General features: G+C 51.9%; 17 protein-coding genes. 11 read left to right on the top strand and 6 right to left on the bottom strand.

Features of this window, described 5'->3' with window-relative positions; genetic code table 11:
* Positions 1-5 precede the first annotated feature (5 nt).
* A complete protein-coding gene (locus tag OKW98_RS15775; RefSeq protein WP_265385599.1) occupies positions 6-1,310 on the bottom strand; it encodes a tyrosine-type recombinase/integrase in 1,305 nt (434 codons plus the stop codon).
* 1,764 nt (positions 1,311-3,074) lie between these two features.
* Between OKW98_RS15775 and OKW98_RS15770 the strand changes: the two genes are divergently transcribed.
* From OKW98_RS15770 to OKW98_RS15750, 5 genes are all read left to right on the top strand, one after another.
* Positions 3,075-4,904 (top strand): Mu transposase C-terminal domain-containing protein, encoded by a 1,830-nt coding sequence (locus OKW98_RS15770; RefSeq protein ID WP_265385598.1) that lies wholly within the window; start codon positions 3,075-3,077, stop codon positions 4,902-4,904.
* Between the two features lie 2 nt (positions 4,905-4,906).
* The gene (locus OKW98_RS15765) at positions 4,907-5,779 is read left to right on the top strand and encodes a TniB family NTP-binding protein (RefSeq protein WP_265385597.1); all 873 of its coding nucleotides are present in this window, start codon (positions 4,907-4,909) and stop codon (positions 5,777-5,779) included.
* Positions 5,776-6,507, top strand: a complete 732-nt coding sequence (locus OKW98_RS15760; protein WP_265385596.1) for a hypothetical protein — start codon at positions 5,776-5,778, stop codon at positions 6,505-6,507. Before OKW98_RS15765 ends, OKW98_RS15760 begins: the two co-directional genes overlap by 4 nt.
* 616 nt (positions 6,508-7,123) lie before the next feature.
* Complete coding sequence (locus OKW98_RS15755) at positions 7,124-7,534, top strand: hypothetical protein (RefSeq protein ID WP_265385595.1); 411 nt, start codon at positions 7,124-7,126, stop codon at positions 7,532-7,534.
* Positions 7,535-7,585: 51 nt separating this feature from the next.
* On the top strand, positions 7,586-7,915 hold the full coding sequence (locus OKW98_RS15750; protein WP_265385594.1) for a hypothetical protein: 330 nt from the start codon (positions 7,586-7,588) through the stop codon (positions 7,913-7,915).
* Positions 7,916-7,991: 76 nt separating this feature from the next.
* Here OKW98_RS15750 and OKW98_RS15745 read toward each other — a convergent pair whose 3' ends face one another.
* Positions 7,992-8,456 (bottom strand): transcriptional regulator, encoded by a 465-nt coding sequence (locus OKW98_RS15745; protein WP_265385593.1) that lies wholly within the window; start codon positions 8,454-8,456, stop codon positions 7,992-7,994.
* A gap of 292 nt (positions 8,457-8,748) precedes the next feature.
* On the opposite strand from OKW98_RS15745, the gene OKW98_RS15740 reads away from it, so the two are divergent.
* From OKW98_RS15740 to OKW98_RS15720, 5 genes are all read left to right on the top strand, one after another.
* Entirely contained in the window at positions 8,749-9,477 is a 729-nt protein-coding gene (locus OKW98_RS15740) for a metallophosphoesterase (protein WP_265385592.1), read from the top strand.
* A 390-nt stretch (positions 9,478-9,867) separates the two neighbouring features.
* Positions 9,868-10,200 carry a hypothetical protein gene (locus tag OKW98_RS15735; protein WP_265385591.1) on the top strand — a complete coding sequence of 111 codons (333 nt, stop codon included), beginning with the start codon at positions 9,868-9,870 and terminating at the stop codon, positions 10,198-10,200.
* Positions 10,201-10,226: 26 nt separating this feature from the next.
* The gene (locus OKW98_RS15730) at positions 10,227-10,586 is read left to right on the top strand and encodes a hypothetical protein (RefSeq protein WP_265385590.1); all 360 of its coding nucleotides are present in this window, start codon (positions 10,227-10,229) and stop codon (positions 10,584-10,586) included.
* Positions 10,587-10,702: 116 nt separating this feature from the next.
* Positions 10,703-11,155, top strand: coding sequence for a DUF6957 family protein (locus OKW98_RS15725; RefSeq protein ID WP_265385589.1), 453 nt, complete (start codon positions 10,703-10,705; stop codon positions 11,153-11,155).
* Positions 11,156-11,317: 162 nt separating this feature from the next.
* Positions 11,318-11,962, top strand: a complete 645-nt coding sequence (locus tag OKW98_RS15720) for an HAD family hydrolase (protein ID WP_265385588.1) — start codon at positions 11,318-11,320, stop codon at positions 11,960-11,962.
* 98 nt (positions 11,963-12,060) lie between these two features.
* Here OKW98_RS15720 and OKW98_RS15715 read toward each other — a convergent pair whose 3' ends face one another.
* The 3 genes from OKW98_RS15715 to OKW98_RS15705 form a co-directional block, all read right to left on the bottom strand.
* Positions 12,061-12,531, bottom strand: a complete 471-nt coding sequence (locus OKW98_RS15715) for a hypothetical protein (protein ID WP_265385587.1) — start codon at positions 12,529-12,531, stop codon at positions 12,061-12,063.
* Between the two features lie 881 nt (positions 12,532-13,412).
* On the bottom strand, positions 13,413-14,639 hold the full coding sequence (locus OKW98_RS15710) for a hypothetical protein (RefSeq protein ID WP_265385586.1): 1,227 nt from the start codon (positions 14,637-14,639) through the stop codon (positions 13,413-13,415).
* 515 nt (positions 14,640-15,154) lie between these two features.
* Positions 15,155-15,613 carry a hypothetical protein gene (locus OKW98_RS15705; protein ID WP_265385585.1) on the bottom strand — a complete coding sequence of 153 codons (459 nt, stop codon included), beginning with the start codon at positions 15,611-15,613 and terminating at the stop codon, positions 15,155-15,157.
* A 1,061-nt stretch (positions 15,614-16,674) separates the two neighbouring features.
* On the opposite strand from OKW98_RS15705, the gene OKW98_RS15700 reads away from it, so the two are divergent.
* Positions 16,675-17,715: a diguanylate cyclase gene (locus OKW98_RS15700; protein WP_265385584.1), complete on the top strand. Its 1,041-nt coding sequence runs from the start codon at positions 16,675-16,677 to the stop codon at positions 17,713-17,715.
* A 562-nt stretch (positions 17,716-18,277) separates the two neighbouring features.
* Here OKW98_RS15700 and OKW98_RS15695 read toward each other — a convergent pair.
* Complete coding sequence (locus OKW98_RS15695; protein ID WP_416148489.1) at positions 18,278-19,867, bottom strand: methyl-accepting chemotaxis protein; 1,590 nt, start codon at positions 19,865-19,867, stop codon at positions 18,278-18,280.
* Positions 19,868-20,187 lie beyond the last annotated feature (320 nt).

Below are 20,187 nucleotides of genomic sequence, written 5' to 3'. Positions count from 1 at the left end.
ACAGATCACGATCGCTCTTTCATGGGTAAGCGCTTGACCGAGTAAGCCCGCTTCTCATCCTCGGAGTTGTAGTAGACGTTCTGCGTCGTGCTGAGGCTGTTATGGCGCAGATCGACCTGCAGATCCTTCATGTCGCGGTGCGGCGCATCGAAGGTGGCCGAGGTGTGCCGCAGCCAGTGCAAGGACGCAGCGCGCAGGCGGCCCACGTCCTCATCCGGCCAGTGCTCGGCCTGCATGCGCTGCAGCGCGCGATCAAACACCTCCTGCAGCAACACACGGATATGCCGGTCGGACAAACCGGCGCGTCCACGTTGGGTGGCAATCAGCGGCGTGCTTTCACGGAAGCCGGGCAGGGGGGACAGACCCTGATGAAGGCGCCAGCGCTTGAGGTAGTTCTCGACATAGTCGTCACGCACGCTGATCTTGCCGGCTTTATTGCCTTTACCCACCACGTGATACCACCAGTTGCCGGCGCCGTCTTTGCGCAGATCGCCCATGGTTGGCTTCCAGTTATCGCGACCGACCAGATCGGAAACTCGCAGGTACATGGCAAAAATGGTCGCCACAATAAACAGTGTGCGCTCGTACTTGGTGTCCTCGGCGGCCAGCAGTTCGGCGGTCTCCAGCACGAAATCCCACTGCAGCGAAGTCAGGATGCGCGTGTCCTGGTTATCGGTGTTGCGCTCCTTGTATTTGCTCTTCTGTTTCACCGCGCGAAACGGATTCTGCTCGCAGAAACCCTCGTCAATCGCGTGCTGGAAAAAGCTGCCGCACACCGCAAAGATCTGCGCGATAGAGCCCTGGGCCAGCCGGTAGGTGTCCTGAAGGGCGGGCCGGTTTTCCTCCTCGGCGCGCTTGCGTTCTTCCTTGGCGACGGTCTGGCTGAACGGCCGCCAGTCGGGGTTGAGCACGCAAGTGTCCGTCGCGGTTTTCTTGCGCGCACCGAGGCGGGTGAAGCGGGATTTGACCACCGGGCCTACCCAGGAAGGATCAGGCGCCAGGCAGAATTCCATAAAGCTCTCGGCCTGGGTGCGGCGCATGGCGAGGAGGGGTGTTCTGGATTTGACCATCGTCCAGAGCAGCAGTCGTTCGACGTGAGTACGGTAGGAATTGAACGTGGATTCGTTGCCGGCGTAGGACTTGAGAAAGCTGCGCACGGCCCGGTAGCCTTCGATGGCCTGGGTCTCGGCGGGGAACTGCTCGAGATAATCACGGATCGCCGGAAGCTCTTCCTTTAATGAGCTGAAGTTGAGCTCGCCGAACTTCGCGTAGGTTTCGAACAGCGGATGGGGGGACGAAGGCGCGGGCATTTGAATTCGCTGGCTGGAGATGCGGAAGATGCCGGCATGATCGTGCAGGATGGGTATAGATGCAATATCCGGGTCTGACAGTTATCGGATATTGCATATTTGCGTCGGGGTGTGTTAGCGGGGTTCTCTGATCACCCTAAGGTTTGTGGACTCGTTTAGGCCTTCCGGGCAATTGAAGTGACGTTTGCGTGTGCAGGTAGGTGTATTTCGCGACTTTTGGGCCAGTTTCGACGCCAGGAGCAGCGATTTGTTGGGCTATCCAGAGGCTTTAGCGGGCGCACTGATACTCTACAGGCCTTGTTTTACTGGGCTTTCGGGGTGTTCAGGCGATCGCACGTCCGGGTGATCGGCGTTGGGCAGCTGCCTGTTACGCGGCTGGAGTGACGGTTCATTGGGGCGTCCTTGCACTGACTTGAGCCGGCTGTATCGGAGGATCGGCTTCGAAGCCTGGGCCTCATGAAGTCGCCGTTCAAGCTCCCGGCGGTCAGGCGCTCGCGGTCAGCTGGATGTCGGCGAGCTGAACTGCCGTAAATCTCCGGATCTGCGTCTGTGACAGATCATCTGTCGTGCATATCACTGGCGCCGGTCAGGTATCGACATCCTCGTGACTTGGGGATCAGGTATCGATGCTGATGTGGATGTTGGCATGGCTTACGAGATGTTTGCTGTGGCTTCGGACGCTGCGCTGGATTCAACGGTGCGCGGTAGGTAAGCGGCGATGAGCTTGTTGGATCATCGAGCTCGGCGTGAACGGTGAGCTGTGTGTGGGCATCCTTTTAAAATGGACAAACACTCAAGCCCTTATGAGCCGTGGCTTTCAGCTGGTCTGACTTTTATATGCGACTGAAAGCTGGGAGGGATGGTCGATATGACCATTTTTAAGGGATGCCACCTATACCCTCGAAAACACGGGGGGTACGGGATGCGCCTCTCCGACTAGGAACGAACCGTATCTACCCAAGTAACTGATTTATAGGAACTTTCTTTAAAGATTGGGCTGGTACACTTCAACGGAATCAGCCGTTTCTAAAAGGCGGCAAAACGCTGCCTGCGCCCTCCCATTCAACCAATGGCTACCGTCGAGGGCAGAGGCGCTCTAAGAGCTTTTAACGCAAGTAAGCCCTCTAGCTAACTACCCCATCGCATCCCTAGATGCATATCCAAGCGAGCGCCGATACCTCCAGGCTGTGGATAAACACCGTAAAACGATGATTTGGAGAATGCTAGCTAACCGTTCATGATTGTGAAGACCTGATTTTCTAGGGGAGCAACTCCGAGCCATCTCATAGAGCGGCGGTGCGTCTTACAAAGCGTCAGGGTATAGAAATTTGTCATTTTTTTGGCAGATATAAGGTCGCACCATACTTGAGACCTCTGGTGCAGCGGTTAATGTCGTGGGAGAAGGGCAAATAACACAACTCCGAACCTGAGCGCCGCTCATGCACTTGACGCTCATGAATGAATTTCATACGAGTTAAATGCCTTTAGGCAATAATTGATTTGTCTGGATTCCCCGGCTAAATAACTTATAAATTCGATTGCGACGCCTTTAAATTCGGAGCCTCAATGCAGTTGGCTCACTTATTGCTGCCCAGTTGTTACTACACTCGCGCATAACAATTAACGAAATATTAGTCATTTGATAGTATCAATTAATACATTATTCGTAATCGCTTAGCGCCAAATTTATGGCCATTGACAGCTCTAGATAAGTTGGAGATATCCTTCTCCACCTATTGTTCAACCATCAGGCGCTGAGTTATTATGTTGCAATACATCGTCCAAGGAAATTTGGTCAGCTTCGAGGAAAAGACATATCGAGTGGTAACGTGTGGCGCTGACGGCAGCGTTACCTTAAAAAGCCTAGAAAGCGAGTACACTTTTGAAGCGCCGTTTACTCAGGTTACTCTGGTTGAAATTGATCAGCATAAGCATGATCTGCACAATGACCGCCGTTTGATTTGGCTGGAGCAAACGGACGTTAACCCAAAAGAGCTCGCCATTGCTTCTGAACGAGCCAAAAATATTAATGATTACCTAGCCAAGAAGATTTCCAGGGCGGCTCTATTAGAAAAGCTTGATTCCTCGGAAACAACAGCGCGACGGCTGTTGAAAAGATATGATCCTGAACTGGGGGCAGTGTCCCTTGTTCGGAGTGTCAGGGGGCGGAAAAAGAATTCCCGGTTGCTTTCCGATATCCAAGAAAAAATCATGGAGAAAGCGATCACAAAACGTATTAAGGATAAAACAAAAAAACTAGAGGCCTTTTCTTCGCTCTGGGAGTACGTCGACTCTCTCTGTCATTCTATGGGCGTCAAAACCCCAAGTCTTAATGCGCTTAAGCGAAGATTGGAGTCGTATGGAGAAAAAGCTGTCTACTCGCTACAGCATGGCAGGGAGGCGATGCTTCAGAAGTTTGAATTGAAGCCGGGAATGATTGATGTAGAAACCATTCTAACCATGGTGCAAATCGACCATACCCGCGTAGACATTATAATCTGCGATGACCAAGGTGAACCACTCATGCGGCCTTGGTTGACGGTTGTCATCGATTTGAAAAGCCGCGTTATCCTTGGTTACTATCTCGCGCTCCACCCGCCGAGCGCAGTCAGCGTTGCAATGGCGTTGCTTTCAGCTTGTTTTCCCAAGCAAGACTTTCCCATCGCGCTTGGTGGCGGTCAGAATACCCGCCATAGGTTCTGGGGGGTGCCCCATGCTCTTGGTATGGATAACGCCGCAGAGTTCACAAGCCCGGAACTTGAAGCGACCTTGCAGTATTACAAAATTATTCCCATGCTACGGCCCATTGGTAAAAAGCACTACGGAGGGCACGTTGAGCGGATTATTGGGACGTTGATGGGGAAAGTGCACCTTCTGCCAGGCACTACCTACTCGAACGTCCTTAAAAAAGGAGAATACGACTCCGCCAAGAACTCAGCCATTACGTTCTCAGCATTCTGTGAGTGGTTCGCAGGTGAAGTGGCTATCTATCACGGTCGCTCTCACGAAGGGTTAAACCGACTCGCCCCTTTTGAAGTTTGGGATGCGGAAATGGCTAAAAAAGGCCCTAACTATGTTCCTCCTATGTCAGGGAATTTTAAAACGTTTGCACTTGATTTTTTCCCTAGCGTAATTCGAACGGTTCAGCCCAAGGGTGTCGAATTTAGCCGGGCTTTCTATTCCTCGGCGATACTTAATAGGCTCGTTGGTCGGCGACTTTCATTTAAATATAGTCCATTGAACTTCTCTAAGATATGGCTGCGCCAAGAGGGGCGGTATCACGAGATTCCGTATTCTGATCTCACAAGGGCCCCTATCTCCTACAGCGAGTACTGGGCCTTTGCAAGGCCTCGTAAGCGCCGTCCCGGTGCGCTCGTGGACGAAGATTTGCACCAAGTTCGTCTTGATAATTACGAATTGGTGGAGAGCTCCAAGGCTGAAACTAAGCGGCTCCGCCAGAACATGGCGAAGAAAGTCACAGCTGCTGAAACCATGTCATTTCTTTCTTACGGAGGGGAGGGGCACTTGCTTCAGGGGGATACCAAAGAGCCTAGTCCTGATCAAACTCGGAAAAAACTTAAGTGGGTGGATTGAAAATGGATGGAGAACATCTGCATGAAAGTCGCCGTTACGCTTTGACTTTGTCAACTGAAGAGCGTTGTAAGATTATTCGGCAGGATATCAAGGTCGATACCGAGCACTTGCTTACCGTATCTAATATTGTTCATAATATGCTCAGTATTCTACGCGGCAGCATGGAGGCTCCATGTTTAATCGTATCCGCAAGATCTAATCATGGGAAGACTACAATCTGCAACGCGGTCAGAGGTATGAATGCATCATGGCGCCATAAAATCAGGTACGTGACCTTTGTGAAGGATACCGAGAAAGTGAAGCCAACGGCGAAACTTTTAACTGCTTTAGGTATGGAGCCTGGGAAAGCCGGGATCCCGATTAGCATGGTAGCTGAATACTGTATCGCTAACGACATCCGCGGTATGTTCATGGATGAGTTCCATGATTCCCTTAAAGGGCTATCTAAAGGCGATCAAGATACCTTTCTATCTTTGCTCAGAGGTTTAACCGGGGCACCTGCTTACCTAAGCTTTTTTGTCTTCGGTATCGATGAGGCCCTCAACGCTCTGGCGATTGACACCCAGTACATCCGCCGATTTGAGCTCTATGAGCTCACGCCCTGGTCGAGAAATGATGCCGAGTATCTTAATTTCTTAGACACTTGGGAGGAGATCGTTCCGCTTGCGAAGAGATCTCACCTTTCTTCTAAACCGATTGCTGACTATATCTATGCCAATACAATGGGGGTCATTGGAAATATTTGCACCTTGCTTCGAGCAGCCGCTTGCCTAGCAGTAGTCTGGGGAGACGAAAAAATCACTCTTGAAAGCTTGCAAGCTTCGAGCAGATCGAAGTGGAATACCCGTGTGCTACGACCAGGTATTGTCGAATGAATTATTTACTATGTCCAAAACAGTATCAAGCTGAGCAGAGCGTCGTGGCAGGTTTTTCTGCTGACGCTCTAATTATCCTTGGTGGGGAGACACTGACAGGTAAAACCACAGTAGCCAGGCGGTTACTTAAAAATGCTGATCGGGCTAGGGTTTATACAGCTTACGTGCCTGGTATTTTTACCACACTATATGGCGATGTAACAATGGCATTTGTTTCGGCGCTAGGACTGCCGCTGACTAGCCAATATACGTCATTCCGAAATATTGAACGTTCACTACGAGACATGATTGGCGATCGTGAGTTTCGTTTAGTGTTTGACGATGCGGGCGTTCACTTTGGCGGCGGGGCAAAACAACGGAATGCAGCTATCAAATTGATGCAGGCGCTCCTGATGCATTTTCCGAACATAAAATTAATGGTTGTTTCGGGAGCTAGTATTTTGGACGGCCCTTTTAGGGATATCATGACTAAAGAGATGCGATACGTCGACATCAGTGTTTGGCAATATGGTTCACAGTACCGGTCTTTCATTAATAAGGTTGGGCAGGCATGCGGCTTCAAGCGCTCTCAGTTTGCCAATGAAGAGTTCGCACAAAACCTTCTAGAAAGGGCTCATGGTGCCAGCGGGGCCCTCATCCAAATCTTGCAGACACTGGCGAAAAACCCCCGCTACAAATTTTGCCCGTCGTTACCTGCTGATAGCCTACGAACCATGTGGAAGTTTTAAATTGTTCGATGAGTTTTCATCCGGGCGGCCGCCCCGTTTCATTCTGGGAGAAACTCTGCTTTCTTGGGTGATGAGGGGACTTGCCCAAAGCAAGCTCCGAAACCCACATTTATTCCGGAGCGCAATTAGTCAAGGCCTCGCCTCCCCCAAGCGTATGTTTCCGGGTGCTGTGGACTCATGGCCATTCCCAGCATTTGAGGACATCGAGTTTGATCGTTCGTCAAGACTTCTCGATGTTATCCATGCTACTTATGGAGTTGATGTGTCCGTCCTCCAGAAGCAATTTTCTGCCCGTGAATCCGGGTTGCTTCACATCCATTTCCGGCACTCATACTGCTCTTGCTGTCTAACAGACAGTATGGTCAGAACCGGGTTTCCTATCTGGCATCAATCCTGGTGCTACACGCACAGCGCATATTGTTTGGAGCACCGGCGCCCATTAATGAGAGCGCGAGATACGTTTACCCCCGATAGACGGATCTGGGACGCCTATCTCGACTCTGCGGCTGGGCGGACGGGGGAGAGCTCTCTGTTTGAACGGCGGATCGCTGGAATCACAATACGCATCCAACAGTGGGTTGAATCTTTGACACCTGGGGAAGGCCTGACTGAAGGCGTGGAAACCCTGTATGGACTGCTGCTTGCGAAGCGAACGGCGTTTGCATCTGGCGGGATAGCATCGGTGGGGTTTTCTCGCACGCAGCAGGTTCTTTGTAGGCTCAAGCTGGATCTAGCAGCGCGCATCGAGTACGGATTAAATGACAGTCATCCTTACCAGCGAATGGGCGCTTTGCTTTTGATTGGATGGTTATGCGGTCTAGTGTCCGCGGCAGAAATAGCTTATCTGGCTCGCCATGACCACTGCGTCCGTAGAACACTGCAGTCCTCAGGGCAGCAGTTAGCACGCTTAGTAGTTCTCGCGCTCACCGTAGAAGAGGCGGCGATCTATCGGGAAAAGCTGATCAAGCTGAGGGCGGCATCATCCGACATGATGTCTAGCTTTCTGGACGGGTTAGATGGCGCCTGAACTACAAAGCTCGTGAAAAAAGTTGGTGTAGGCCAGCTTATTGAGTCGTACATGAAGCCTGGTATCGAGGGGGATTTTTACTTCGTCAGGCTGGGCAGCTTTGGGTTTATTTTGTTTGCGATCAAAAAAGCAGACGGTCAGAAAATCTACGAAGAGAATGGGTTCTCTACGTGGATTTCGAAAATGCGCTGGAGCGCGTTCGTGCTGGCTCTGCTATTTATCCCGCTCAGTTTTGTGGGTCTTTTGATGGGAGGATATTTGGGGGTGATCGTGCCGATCGCATTCATCTGGCTGATCTGGAAGCTCTCGGTAGCATTCCCAGGCGTCTTGAAGGAAAGCTTTCTCAAGGGGCAGCTTAATCAGCTTGGATTCGCCAGTTAAGCTGCATACGGTGAGGCATCACTGCAGTGATGCCTCACCAGTCCTTGGTAACGCATCTACGCGCGGATATTTGGGGTCAATCAGTCCCTTTCAAGATTTGCACGTGCCTGGTGATTGTCGACCTGGCCACGCCAAGCTCACGGGCAACCTCGGCCTTCGATTTACCCTGCGCTAGAAGACTATCAATCTTGCGCGCCAGCTCCGCTGACTCCACCGCCCTTGGGGATTCGAGTTTAGACGGCTGGGCCGGCACAGAGGCCTGCAACAACCCCAATGCCTCCAATTCGTTCTGAGTCTGCCGCAAAACGGTCTCGGGGGACTCACCGCTGCGAGATGCGTAGACCAACGTGAGCAGCGACAGCGGGCTGATCCGCATTGCCTGGGCTAGCTCTTCGGTCACATCCAGGGATACCGATGTCGAGGCAGATTCGAGTCTGCTCACATGAGACTGATCCGTTGCCTTTGCGATTTCCCGCTGGGACATACCTCGATGTGTCCTCACGTACTGCAGAGCCGCAGCGAATGCGTTGCGAAGCGACATTTTATGCGTCCCCATAAAACGGGACGGTATGCCGTGTTTGCGTTGTTCGGCACAAATGTCTATATTCATCACGAAGCAACAACCGAGACACGTGAAGCTTGGGCATCTTTACCCGCACGTTCGAGCGAATGGATGGTACTTGGTCTGGCTGAGCGACATTGAGCGTCCTTCGATGCGGTGTGCCTGATCAATATATAGCTAAAACGAATCCACTGACGGGTCGAGATCCCTGACCGCAGTGAATTTGAAAAACACCCGGCCGTATGCCGATAAATCAAGATGAAGTCGTGCGATGAAAATCCAGATTTACTCAGACCTGCACCTCGAATTTTCCGAGTTTGTGCCGTCGCCAATAGATGCTGATCTCGTAATCCTTGCCGGCGACATCGGCGTGCAGGGGCGAGGAGTGCGGTGGGCAAATGAAACCTTTCAGTGCCCTGTTATCTACGTCTGCGGAAACCATGAGTTTTACAAAGGCCACATCGACCACACCCTTACGAAGATGCGAAACCAGGCAGCTCCTCACGTCCACATCTTAGAAAATGAAAGCTTTGTTTGGCAGCAAACACGCTTCCTCGGCACGACGACCTGGACTGATTTTTCGTCAACCGGAGACGTCGTCGCTGCTACCAGTCTGGCGCGAGAGTGGATGAATGATTTCAAGGTCATTCGTGCCGATGCCTCGTATCGCCGGCTGCGTCCTGATGACCTGGTCACACGAAACCAATTTGCACGCGCTTGGCTAGCCGAAGAACTTGCGAAGCCTTTTGATGGCAAAACCTTGGTCGTCAGCCATCACGCCCCGACACCACTAGTCGCCGGCGATAAGCATGACGGTCACCTGAATGCTGCTTATTCGAATCACTGGCCGGAGCTCATTACGCAGGCCGATGTCTGGATTTTTGGCCACACGCATCAAGCTATCGATACCACCTTGGTGGGGTGCCGGATCGTCTCAAACCCGCGCGGGTATCCAGGTGAAGAGACTGGCTTTCGCGCGGACTTCGAGATTGAGATCTGATGAGGGTATTTAAGTGAGCTCCAGCAACAAGATCTGCGCGTCGTACATGATCAAGACGTTCGGAGCGACTAAGGATGACCTCACATTCAATCGTCTGCCGCATGTGATCCAGACAGCGAAGACGCTGCTTCCTGACGATGGAATCGTAGGATTTTTCCTCTGCGCTCTAGAGCGTCCACCGAGGATGACGGGCTTGATTTTCTGTGACCATCGCAACGAATTCCCGCAGGGCTTACCCGCGCACACTCCGCCAATAATGAGGCGCTATTACCGAGAAGGTTATCTCGTTGTACAGGCGTCCACGGGCGGACTCTACGTTGTGGCTCATTGGCTTTACCAAAATGGCGAACAAGGGCCATTCAATGTGATTCATTAACAAACGGTGAACTCATGCAGACAGCGCTGCACAGCAAGTCGATCCGAGAGAGCATCGAGCCAGTATCGATACCGGCGATGGTGCTTGACGCAATGGCAACGGATTTTGGTGTGGCCATTACCGGTTACCTCATCTGCGCAGCAGCTGAGGGGGTAACCCTTATTGGCATCGTCTTTGGTGACAACAGAGGGCGGTTCAAGAACGGTCACAGCATTAGAACCTCTGTCGTGATGGGACGGCAGGTGATCCATGGGCACGTCATTATAGAGACGCTAAACAGCCGTTACGTCGTCTGCGACTGGGCGCAAGAAGGACTGGGGCCTCGGTTCACCGGCGTGCACCACTAAACCTCGATGAGTGTTCAGGAGTAGCAATGATCTGGTTCTGGCAGAGGAAACCGTTGAGCGCTGAAGATCGCGAAATAAGGGACGCAATACTGTCTCTCAAAACGCTCAAAGTCCGTGACGGCAGGGTATCCATAGATCCCTCGGAAGTGGTCGACCGGCCAGGCTACCTCGAAGCTCGCCGGCAGGCCGCTCAGCTCGTCCACGGGCGTCCAACCCATCCGGCGCAACCTACGACTTCGGCAGATTGGGCCATGGTTGACGCGTTGGGTATAGACGCCTTTGTGAGCAAGCTTTCGAAGAGCCTCGAAGAATCCCGCCGCAGAGGATTGAGCCTGGCGGAGGCGCTCGGTCAACTTAAATCTGTTCCAGACGAGACGAGCACGTGAATGAAGCGAGCCTTGAAGCTGTCATGGCCATCACCAATCGACGTCTTGCCTGATTAACAACGCGTGTAAATCACACTCGACCCACCTCACACATTCAAAACAAACAGGGGGATTTTTTGGATAACCAGCTGCTGGGAGACTTGTTCTTCGGCCCTGCACAACCTCTGCCGGGAGCAGATCTCGATGATGAGGCTTTGCTTCAATTTGCATGCAATGAATTTCCTGAAAAGGAGTTCTGCATCGTGCGGCGATGGATGTTGATCGACGTCATTCTCTCGGACGACCAGGAAAACCTGATCCGATCCAGCGGATTAAGGCCCTCGCTCATCTACGCTCAAGAAATGATCACCAAAGCAGGTACGAAAGCTGAAGCGACCCACGGCGTTCTTTCAGGTTTTCAGCTCACATTCGAAGATTGCTTTTTTGAGACCCAAGACATGCTGTACATCCTGGCAGGGCGGGGAAGCCGCAGGTTTGCAAGCAAACCGGCTGTCTCAGCGTTGGCTGATCTATGTGGTTCGGGACTTTGGAACACTTATGAAAAACGATCCACTAACAATCCTGCGTGATCAGTATCCCCAGGTTTTTTTGAGCCTAGCGCTCCCTGAGTTTGAGTGCTTGTCTGACCGGCTTCAACTTTTGGTCAAATTTGGATGCGATGGTACGGTCGTTTGTGAGCCATGAGCCAACGTTTCCAACAGGTTAGCTATACGACTCGTACAGGTGAGTTCATGATCTCAGCCGTTGTTTTCGATGCCTTCGGCACGCTGCTCAACCTCCAAAGCAAACGTCATCCCTTCCGGCAGTTGCTCAAGGAGGGGATCGCCGCCGGTCGTAGGCCCAGCCCGGATGATGTGCGAGTACTGATGAGTAACCCATGGACGCTGCAAGATGCTGCGGATCATTTGGTCATCAATGTCTCGCCAACTCGATTGCAGGCTTTACAGGACGACCTGGATCGCGAGGTCGCATCGATCACCCCATTCGCGGATGGCGTTGAGGCCGTGGCTTTGCTGCGCGCAGAGGGCGTGCGGGTGGGCATATGTTCCAACCTGTGCGAGCCGTACGGGGCTTCGGTGCTGCAGGCATTTCCGGAGCTCGATGGCTACGCCTTTAGCTATCAGATTGGTGCAATGAAACCGGACGTTGAGATCTACCAGTCCATCTGCAATGCATTGCAGGTGACGCCTGGGCAGCTTTTCGGCGATGAGCATGACCAGATCGCGATGGTGGGAGATTCGCTGAAGTGCGATCAAGATGGGCCCAGGGCAGCGGGCATACTGGGATTTCATTTGGACAGGTCGGGCAGGGGAGCTGTGCGGGGTTTGGTTCAATTTGCGCAGTTGATCATTGAGTCAAGACGCAGCCACGGTTAGGGCCGGTTGGGGACTGAGGGACTGTCCGTTATCGACCCATAGCTGCCCATAGCTGCCGGTGGCGACAGGGAACGATCGGCCAGAAGCAGTCACCTGATTTATTGCATGAGCGACGCGATCCATTTAAGGGCACTCAGAGACATAAGCACCCCGATAACCTTCGCAATCGCCAACCCCGCCTTTATTGAAACCATCTGTTTTTCGTGACGAGTCATTACACCAAAGGGTGGAATTGAATCTGCACTTTCACCGGTCTTTTTCCACTCCATCTCACGGGCGTATCCGATGCTCATGAAAACATACAGAATCACAGCCACGCCCAAGCATTTCAGGAGATCGTGTACTGAAAGCGAGTAATCTACCGTACCAAACACGTAATAAACCGCTGCCACTGCCCAAAGGCATACGCCAAACCACGTGAGCGTTTTTCTAGCCCGTGGCGATGCTTTCAGATTCTCAGCCAAACTGAAAGGACAAAACAATCCATCTCGTTGAAATCGAGCTTCAAGTGACACCACGTAGCCTGAGAGGAACGCTAAAAAACCCAGGAATATGAACATAACCATCATATTTTTGAGACCACCCGCGGCATGTTGTTGCTTGTGTTGACATATCTAATTTACCGTAAATATGAATTCACGATGAAAAAAATGTCGATCGTTTCTATAAAATCCTGCAGGACAGGATAATAAATGGACTTTGCAACGAGCGGCCCATTACATAGGCGTTCGCGTGCTGGGTTAGCTGAGCAGCGGTCGCTTCAGGGTAAAAACGGGATTGCATGTAGTGCATGGGGTTGCGGTTAGCCACTTAGGGTCGGCAGTTGCCGCTTGTAGATAACAGTCTCCATCCTGAGCCTTACAACCTATCTAGCGGGCAGCCTTATCAAAATGAGGGCGGCAGCTTACCCACGCGAGCAGTCTAGGATGTCGTGCAGCTCAACCCACGGACGCTCGGATTTTGCTCTGCTGGCTTCGCATTTGCTGGCATGAGAAAACGGTCTCTCACAATCCTCCAGTGCTTGGCTTTCCAGGCAGTCACTGCAAACCGCTCGCCCCGCAACAATCATCCACTGAATGTTCCATTTTTCAATCCTCCGCTCATTGTCCATATCCGGATCTCTTCCATGTGGGCTCTAGAGAACTGACGATACAGTCTGGACAGCTGCATTGATACGCTCGAAAATATCCTTGTTTTGAAGGTGATACCCCTGTCCTGCTCGCCCAACGCATGCGTTCGTCACCACCTGCTATCGACCCAAAGCTGCCGCTCAGGGAGGGGCGCTACCGGCCGATTTCTGCCACCCCACGCAGCCAGAAATCTATCCGAAGCGGCCATTGAAGAACAGCCACTCCAAGTTTGGAACTGCTTCACCTCCGCTACGGTAACAATCCAATCGTAAAATTGATCGACGCGCATAGCATTAAAAAAGGATAGGGTGTTTGCCGATTTACTTATAGTCAATTTCACAGACGTACACTGGCGAATTCTCACCTTTTCTCTGCACTGTTACTCCGGTGTAACCAGCATTGATCAGGTAGGGCGTATCGCCATGTAGTTTAGGAAATCCGTACAAATTGCCTTGGCGATTTTCAACTGTCGTTAGATCGTTGTTTACTGGTGCTAGGATGCCATCCTCATAATCCTTTAGCGCGAGATGCGGACAAAGTTCGTCAGAACTGGTGAGAGCAGCTACGTTTCCAGGTATCCATGCCACGATCCGATCTTCAGGTACTTTATTTTTTCTGTCATGACCGAGAAACTCGCTATACGAATTCTTTGAGATCAAGATAATGTTGTGCTCTGAAATGAGCTTGTCTAGCTTTTGTTTGGCTTCGTTGACAAAGTAAAGGTTGCCTTTCTGGGTAGCGCTATCAGCATCCTTTTTGAATAATGTCTCATACCGCTCTGATCCGAGAGAATGCTGAATTAACATGCTTAGCGCGAGATTTTGGTGCTCGTCCAACTTCAATTGCTCCCACTGCATATCCTGAAACTCTTTCATCTCTAATACGGCTGCCCTAGTGCATTTGCCAAGACGCGACTCCAGCCCGCGATCAATCTTATGAGCTATTGATAAATCAATTTCGTTTCGCAATTTGTTAAATATCGCAGGGCACAGAGTTTCGTCTAAGCTGATCACTGTATTCCAACCATGCTCAAAGGCAAGCCCTGAGTCAGGCGTCACGCTAGTGTCGTCGCAGTATGTCTCCGTGTAACCAGCGTTCCAGTCCCAACTGGCATGACAGCCGGTTATATGCGGTGAATCTTGTTTTCCAATGATCTCGATCTTGTAGTACGAATCTGGATTAAAGCAGTAGTAGTTAAAACTTATATCCTCAAGAACCGGGTGATCGTTAATTGACAACCGGTCGACAATTGCACCGCCTACCGCACCGCACATACCCTTATCTCTGATCTCGAGTATTGAGATCTGAGCTTCGATCTGAGCAGCATTGAGCGAACATTTTAAGGTGCTAGAGTCTGAAATAGGTTGGTAGCCATCGGGCACATCGACAGTCCCTACATCTGGTGTACTGGTAGCCATGGTGGCGACCAAGCTAAATGTGCCTGAGATTTGATCACATTTGTAAGCTACACCTGGGTTTGTCCAATCAGCGTATGATTGGCAGCAAAATAGCAAAACTGCGACTAAGGTTGTAATTTTTATAGCCACGTTACTGTCCTTTTTTATTGGACTCATCACGACATATCTCTTTGCCGCTTACGGATAGAGATCCAAGGGAACCATAGACAAACCGACAGCTATGACGGCTCTAAGTCCTATTTGCACGGCAGGTGCGTTACGCCTGATAGCCATTTGCCTGATGCATTTTGCCACTACTCCCCTGCGCGAGCTATTAGTAATCCAGGCGTATGTTGTTGCGGATTGGGATGAGAACGCAGAGCTGCCCAGTTATGTGGCAGGTCAGCGGCGGCCTGAATGCGGCCAGACGAACTGATCCGGGATGCAGAGGGAGTCAGCGCCTTGCTCTTGAGCATCCGAAGACGTAGAGAATGACCGCGCGAAACCTGGTGCGATTCAAGTTTTTACTCTTCTTGCGGGTTCCTACGTGTTAATTGCCGTCAGCGGCTGATCTTTCTCGAAAGGCGCTGAGGGGAAACTCTCGACTTGGCGTCCATAAAATCCCAGGGCCGCTATCGACCCAAAGCGGACATCTCCCTTGAATGCTACGGCGTAGGCAATCCCAGCCGGTGTGCTTCAGCGCTCACATTCATCGGTTTGTCTTTCAACATCGGCTTATGCCCGAGCAAGGCAATAGCTGGCCCAAGGCTGTCGTCCGAAGGTACCAGCAGGGCTTGAAGGCTTTCAGGATTGATTACTCCCCAGTTCGATAAATTATGACAACCGCTGCCGCCGCAGACAGCCTGATAGATGATCCGGCTAGCGTGATTTTCATCGGTGTCACATTCGCCGCCAACGAAATCCACATTGCTGTACCGCAAGACTGTTGAACGAGGGCCTCGTTCTACTCGGAGAATAACGTCTGCGCCTTCTGTTGACCGCAATGGCGTGGTCGCATCTACCGCAATAGTGACGGTTGCCCCAGCACACTGGAATTGCTCCTGTGCCGACAATTGCAGGGAAAAGATGGCCGTGGAAATAAAGATGATTGCAATCCGTAGCATGGAAAGATCTCAGGTTATCAATGAGTGGATGCTAGCAGCGGTTTGAGTGTAGGGGCGAGCCGCTTTGAGTAAGAAAGGAGTGACCGCTTCTGGCCGATACCAGCCGGTGGGCTACTACGAAGCTCGGCTAGAAGCTACTACTGCTAAAAGACCGCATCCGCCGGGGTTTGACGCTCATGCGTCGCAGGCTGCGTTTTACGCACCCTCGTGACACCGTGATGGATATCTCCCGTGGCAGGGGCCGATCCAGAGGTGGAATCAAAGCCGTCGCGGGTAGTAGAGCGCTGAGACGGATCAGTGCGCCGGAAACTCGATGAGATGAGATTGGATATCGTTTGGAGTTGGCAAAAGCCCGGCGATAGGCCGGGCTGATGTGAGTACTTGCTTGAGTGAATCTGAGGATCAATCTGTATCAGACGAGCCATGCCTGGGAGTCTTTGCCGGCACTGTGCGTGGGATTACTCCAAACGGAGGTATGTTTTTGGACGTATCGGTTCCGCTATCCCGGAGGTATCTTCAGCTGCCAGCCAGGGCACATAAGGAAAATCCGGACATGGACAGTGAATGCAGGATAGGAAAATGGAGTACCGAGTGGATGATCGTTGCCGGTCGCGTGGTGTGCACAAGCTGTATGGAAAGCCAAGCGCTGGAGGATTGCGAGATCCCGTTTTCTCATGGCCTTAAATGCCAAGCGCGTGACGATAAATTCAAAAAACCATGGGTTGCACTGCACGACGTCCTAGATTGCGCGCGAGGTTAGGCCGCCGGTGATGTTACGGTCTGGTCTCGTCTTGAAACGCTCATTTGGCTAAAGCCTAGAGTCTAAGGTGGCCCTCTCGGACGGCAGCTATCGATCCATAGCTCGTCTCGGAAAAGTCAGCCATCGGCCAACCGCCGCCACTGGCGAGCGGCGTTTCCCATAGGTGAAATCCGGTCAGCAAATAGTTGCTTCAAACCGCCATGGCAACCGGACGAAACGCCGTAGACGTGGCGTAATGCCATCTTGGATACTGTCGCCTTCTACTCACCTGTCCTAGGGCCCAATGCGAAATGTTTCTTACGTGAAAAAGAACACGGCTCGCGGTTTCGCAGTGGCGAAGCGCTCGTACATTCCTAGGTGCATCGGGCTGAGCGTCGGATTCGCCGCTGTTTATTTTGCGCTGCCAGAGCCTCAAGCAAGCACGCAGACGATCGCTCTCTTGGTGGTCTATTGTTTTGGCTGGCCTCACCTCGCCATAGTCCGCGCACTGTTCAGTGCGGCGCCAGCAAAAACTGAACGAGCGAACCTGCTGATTGATGCGTTTGCCGTAGGCTTCTTTTCAGGCTTGATCGGCATTAACCCTCTCCCGTCCTTAGCTATCACCATCATGGTCAGCATGAATAGCATCGCGGCGGGAGGGCCCAGGTTGTTGGCAACTGGTGGGCTTTTCACGCTCACCGGACTGGGGCTTTCACTCCTGATCTTCTCGCCCGATATCCTATGGGCAACCACGCCCGGGCAGATGAATGCATGTATCCCGCTTTTGGTGCTTTACCCGCTTTCGTTGGGCTATGCCTGCTACCTGACGGCTATCAAATTGGCTCAAAGCAAGAATGAGCTCAGAATTCTTAGCACTATAGATTTTTTGACTGGACTCAAAAATCGAAAGGCTGTGAATGATCTTCTGACTACACATCTTGATGCTGGGCGAGTAGGGCTGGGCACTAGCGTCGTTGCGCTTATCGACGTCGATCATTTCAAGAAAATCAATGATCAGCACGGTCACCTGGCTGGAGACAATGTCTTGGAGCAGCTTGGGAGAATCATGCTTTCCTGCGTTAGGGAGCAAGATACCGTGGGACGGTTCGGGGGCGACGAATTCTGTGTGATCCTGAGAGATGTTGAGCCTAATCAAGCCAAACTGATTTTAGAGCGCATCAGGGCAACAGCGGAACTCTCAGAAGTGAGCGGTGTGCCCAAGCTTCCGACGACCCTGAGCGTTGGCGCATCAATCTACAACGACGCGTCTTTGACAGTTACGAAGTGGCTTTCTCGTGCGGATACCGCATTGTATGAATCGAAGCATGAAGGCAGAAATCGGGTAACGTTCGCAAATTCATGAATCGTGGGCACCGTCCCTGTAATGCCAACCAGACACATTCGTTTGGTACTTGCTTGTTAGGCTTTTGCCTGGCCGTTGACCTCGCTCTCCCTGTGCTCGATTGAACGCATCGCACGCCAGCGAAGCAGGGCAGGGCAGCGAATCGGCGTTCGACGGCGAAGCCCATGCTGGCTCTTTGACCAAGCACGATATGAGCGCTGCGGGCCTCGAACAGGGGGCCGCATCCATGGTTTTAGCTCTTTGATTTCGGCGGGACGGGAGTCGCTATTTCATTTCAGGGACATAGAGCCGTCCGTCTTCAGCGCTGGAAGTAACGAAGCCTAATCTATTTTGCACGCCAGACCATCGCTACCGTTCAGGCTCTGCATCTGCACATGATTTCGGCAGAGATGAACGCCATTCGGGTACGGGCCTTGGCTGAGTGACGGACTTTTTTCGGGTACAGGCGCCCATCTCGATCAGCCATGCTCGCAATCTAGGATCTAGTGCAGCTCGGCCCACGGAATGGTTTCTACAGCGTTCTTAGCCGTGCGCCTCGCTCATGGATTAGCCGACGCGGAAACTAGAGAGAAAACCTTCCCACCAGTTTGCTCATATCCACAGCAAGGCGTGAGAGCTCGGAACTCGCTGCAGCGGTCTGATGAGCGCCCGTTGCGCTCTGAATGGAAAGATCGCGAATACTCATCAGGTTGCCGTCGACCGAACGTGCGACCTGCGCCTGCTGTTCCGATGCGGTAGCGATCATCATGTTCATTTCGTTGATTTCATTGATTGCTTTCGCGATCAGAGTCAGCGCCGCTCCTGCTTCATGAGCGATACTAAGTGTGCCGTCGGCCTGCTCGCAACTTTCACTCATGGCCTTGGTGGCCTGAGCAGTGCCTGTGAGTATGTCACCGATCATTTTCTCGATTTCCTGCGTCGAGGCCTGTGTGCGATGCGCCAAAGCCCTGACTTCATCCGCCACTACAGCAAAACCGCGTCCCTGATCACCGGCCCGTGCCGCTTCGATTGCCGCATTTAATGCCAAGAGATTAGTTTGTTCCGCAATCGTACGAATGACTTCCAGCACCTTGCTAATGTCCTTGGACTGCAATGCCAGACGCTCTACATCGACACTCGTGTTCTGCACTGTCTTGCTTAGTTTCTGGAGGGCGCTGACCGTGCTGGTTACCCGTGCGGCTCCGGTGCGTGTTGATTGATCAGAGGCTTTAGCGGCATCCGACGCGTTGGCAGCATTACGCGCCACCTCATCCACCGCAGCAGTCATTTGATTGACTGCTGTGGCTGCCTGATCGATTTCGTTGTTCTGTCGCAGCAAACCTCTGCTGGACTCCTCGGTGACGGCATTCATTTCCTCAGCAGCGGACGCCAGTTGAGTGGACGAATCGCCAATCAGCTTGATCGTATCGCGCAGATTGTTTTGCATGACTTGGGTAGAGCGCATCAGGTCGGAAAACTCGTCTTGGCCCGTGACAGTAATCACGCTGCGCAGGTCACCTTTGGCGATTGTTTCGTTGATAAGCAGCATGTCGCGCAAGGGTGTAACTATACTTCTTGTGAACAGCACGGCCAGCACAACTGTCGCAAGCACCGCAGCTGCGATTATAAAAATAATAAACTTCAAACCACTTTGATATGAATCCTCAGACTCTTTTCCGGAGATTGCTGCCTCGTCGATGTTCAGTTGAACAAGTCCGGTCACGGCTCCGTCAAGAAGAGGGGTTACAGGAGTCACATTGGAGCTTAGATAGGCCAGCGCTTCAGTCGGTGCGTTTCGTCGCATAAGTGAGTTCACTTCGTCAAATGCGACCAGCATTTTTTCAGTGTTGTCAGACATGACCTTAAACAGTTGCGCTTCTTTTGGGTTCGCATCTTCGCCTGAAACAAAAGGGCCATAGAGCTTGATTTGCTTTTTTAATTCTTCGCTGAGTGTGGCTATCGTACTGATCGTCGTGGCAATGTCTTGCGGATCGGTCTTGAACAGAAGTCGGCGGACTTCCAGCCTCAGGCGCAGCATCGCGGAATTAATTCGGTCGGCAACAACCACGCTGGCGAATGCATCGTCTTGAAGGGATCTGGCAGTCTCTCGAATTTCCCCCATTTTCCAAACGGAAATACCACCAAGAGCAACCAACAACAATGCGATAAACATAAAACTGACTGCTGCGCGTATTGATACTTTCAGGTTTCTCATCGCCACAAATCCCTAGTGTTAATCGACGTTTGGTTACCAAAAAAGGTTATCGGCTAACTAAAACAAAGCTTGAGCGCGACAGCCCATCAGGCCTTGACAGAAGCCAATAAATTTATCCCGCGCCAGAGAAAAACAGCCCTGCTAGTCCGCAATGATCCTCACAGCGAAATTATAGGGCTTCATAGGGAGATATTTTATCGTTGGTTATTCATGGGATTACGTGTGATTCCTGAGGAAAAGAGTGCCAGCAACACACCTTGCTGATGCCACCGCTTAAG

The sequence above is a fragment of the Pseudomonas sp. KU26590 genome, assembly GCF_026153515.1.
Lineage (GTDB): Bacteria > Pseudomonadota > Gammaproteobacteria > Pseudomonadales > Pseudomonadaceae > Aquipseudomonas.
This window is presented reverse-complemented; position numbering and strand designations above follow the sequence as displayed.

What these genes read in the sequence shown, in the direction of transcription:
- OKW98_RS15775 (WP_265385599.1), bottom strand. Translation starts at nt 1,310, where the DNA reads ATGCCCGCGCCTTCGTCCCCCCATCCGCTGTTCGAAACCTACGCGAAG.
- OKW98_RS15770 (WP_265385598.1), top strand. Translation starts at nt 3,075, where the DNA reads ATGTTGCAATACATCGTCCAAGGAAATTTGGTCAGCTTCGAGGAAAAG.
- OKW98_RS15765 (WP_265385597.1), top strand. Translation starts at nt 4,907, where the DNA reads ATGGATGGAGAACATCTGCATGAAAGTCGCCGTTACGCTTTGACTTTG.
- OKW98_RS15760 (WP_265385596.1), top strand. Translation starts at nt 5,776, where the DNA reads ATGAATTATTTACTATGTCCAAAACAGTATCAAGCTGAGCAGAGCGTC.
- OKW98_RS15750 (WP_265385594.1), top strand. Translation starts at nt 7,586, where the DNA reads ATGAAGCCTGGTATCGAGGGGGATTTTTACTTCGTCAGGCTGGGCAGC.
- OKW98_RS15745 (WP_265385593.1), bottom strand. Translation starts at nt 8,456, where the DNA reads ATGTCGCTTCGCAACGCATTCGCTGCGGCTCTGCAGTACGTGAGGACA.
- OKW98_RS15740 (WP_265385592.1), top strand. Translation starts at nt 8,749, where the DNA reads ATGAAAATCCAGATTTACTCAGACCTGCACCTCGAATTTTCCGAGTTT.
- OKW98_RS15735 (WP_265385591.1), top strand. Translation starts at nt 9,868, where the DNA reads ATGCAGACAGCGCTGCACAGCAAGTCGATCCGAGAGAGCATCGAGCCA.
- OKW98_RS15730 (WP_265385590.1), top strand. Translation starts at nt 10,227, where the DNA reads ATGATCTGGTTCTGGCAGAGGAAACCGTTGAGCGCTGAAGATCGCGAA.
- OKW98_RS15720 (WP_265385588.1), top strand. Translation starts at nt 11,318, where the DNA reads ATGATCTCAGCCGTTGTTTTCGATGCCTTCGGCACGCTGCTCAACCTC.
- OKW98_RS15715 (WP_265385587.1), bottom strand. Translation starts at nt 12,531, where the DNA reads ATGATGGTTATGTTCATATTCCTGGGTTTTTTAGCGTTCCTCTCAGGC.
- OKW98_RS15705 (WP_265385585.1), bottom strand. Translation starts at nt 15,613, where the DNA reads ATGCTACGGATTGCAATCATCTTTATTTCCACGGCCATCTTTTCCCTG.
- OKW98_RS15695 (WP_416148489.1), bottom strand. Translation starts at nt 19,867, where the DNA reads ATGTTTATCGCATTGTTGTTGGTTGCTCTTGGTGGTATTTCCGTTTGG.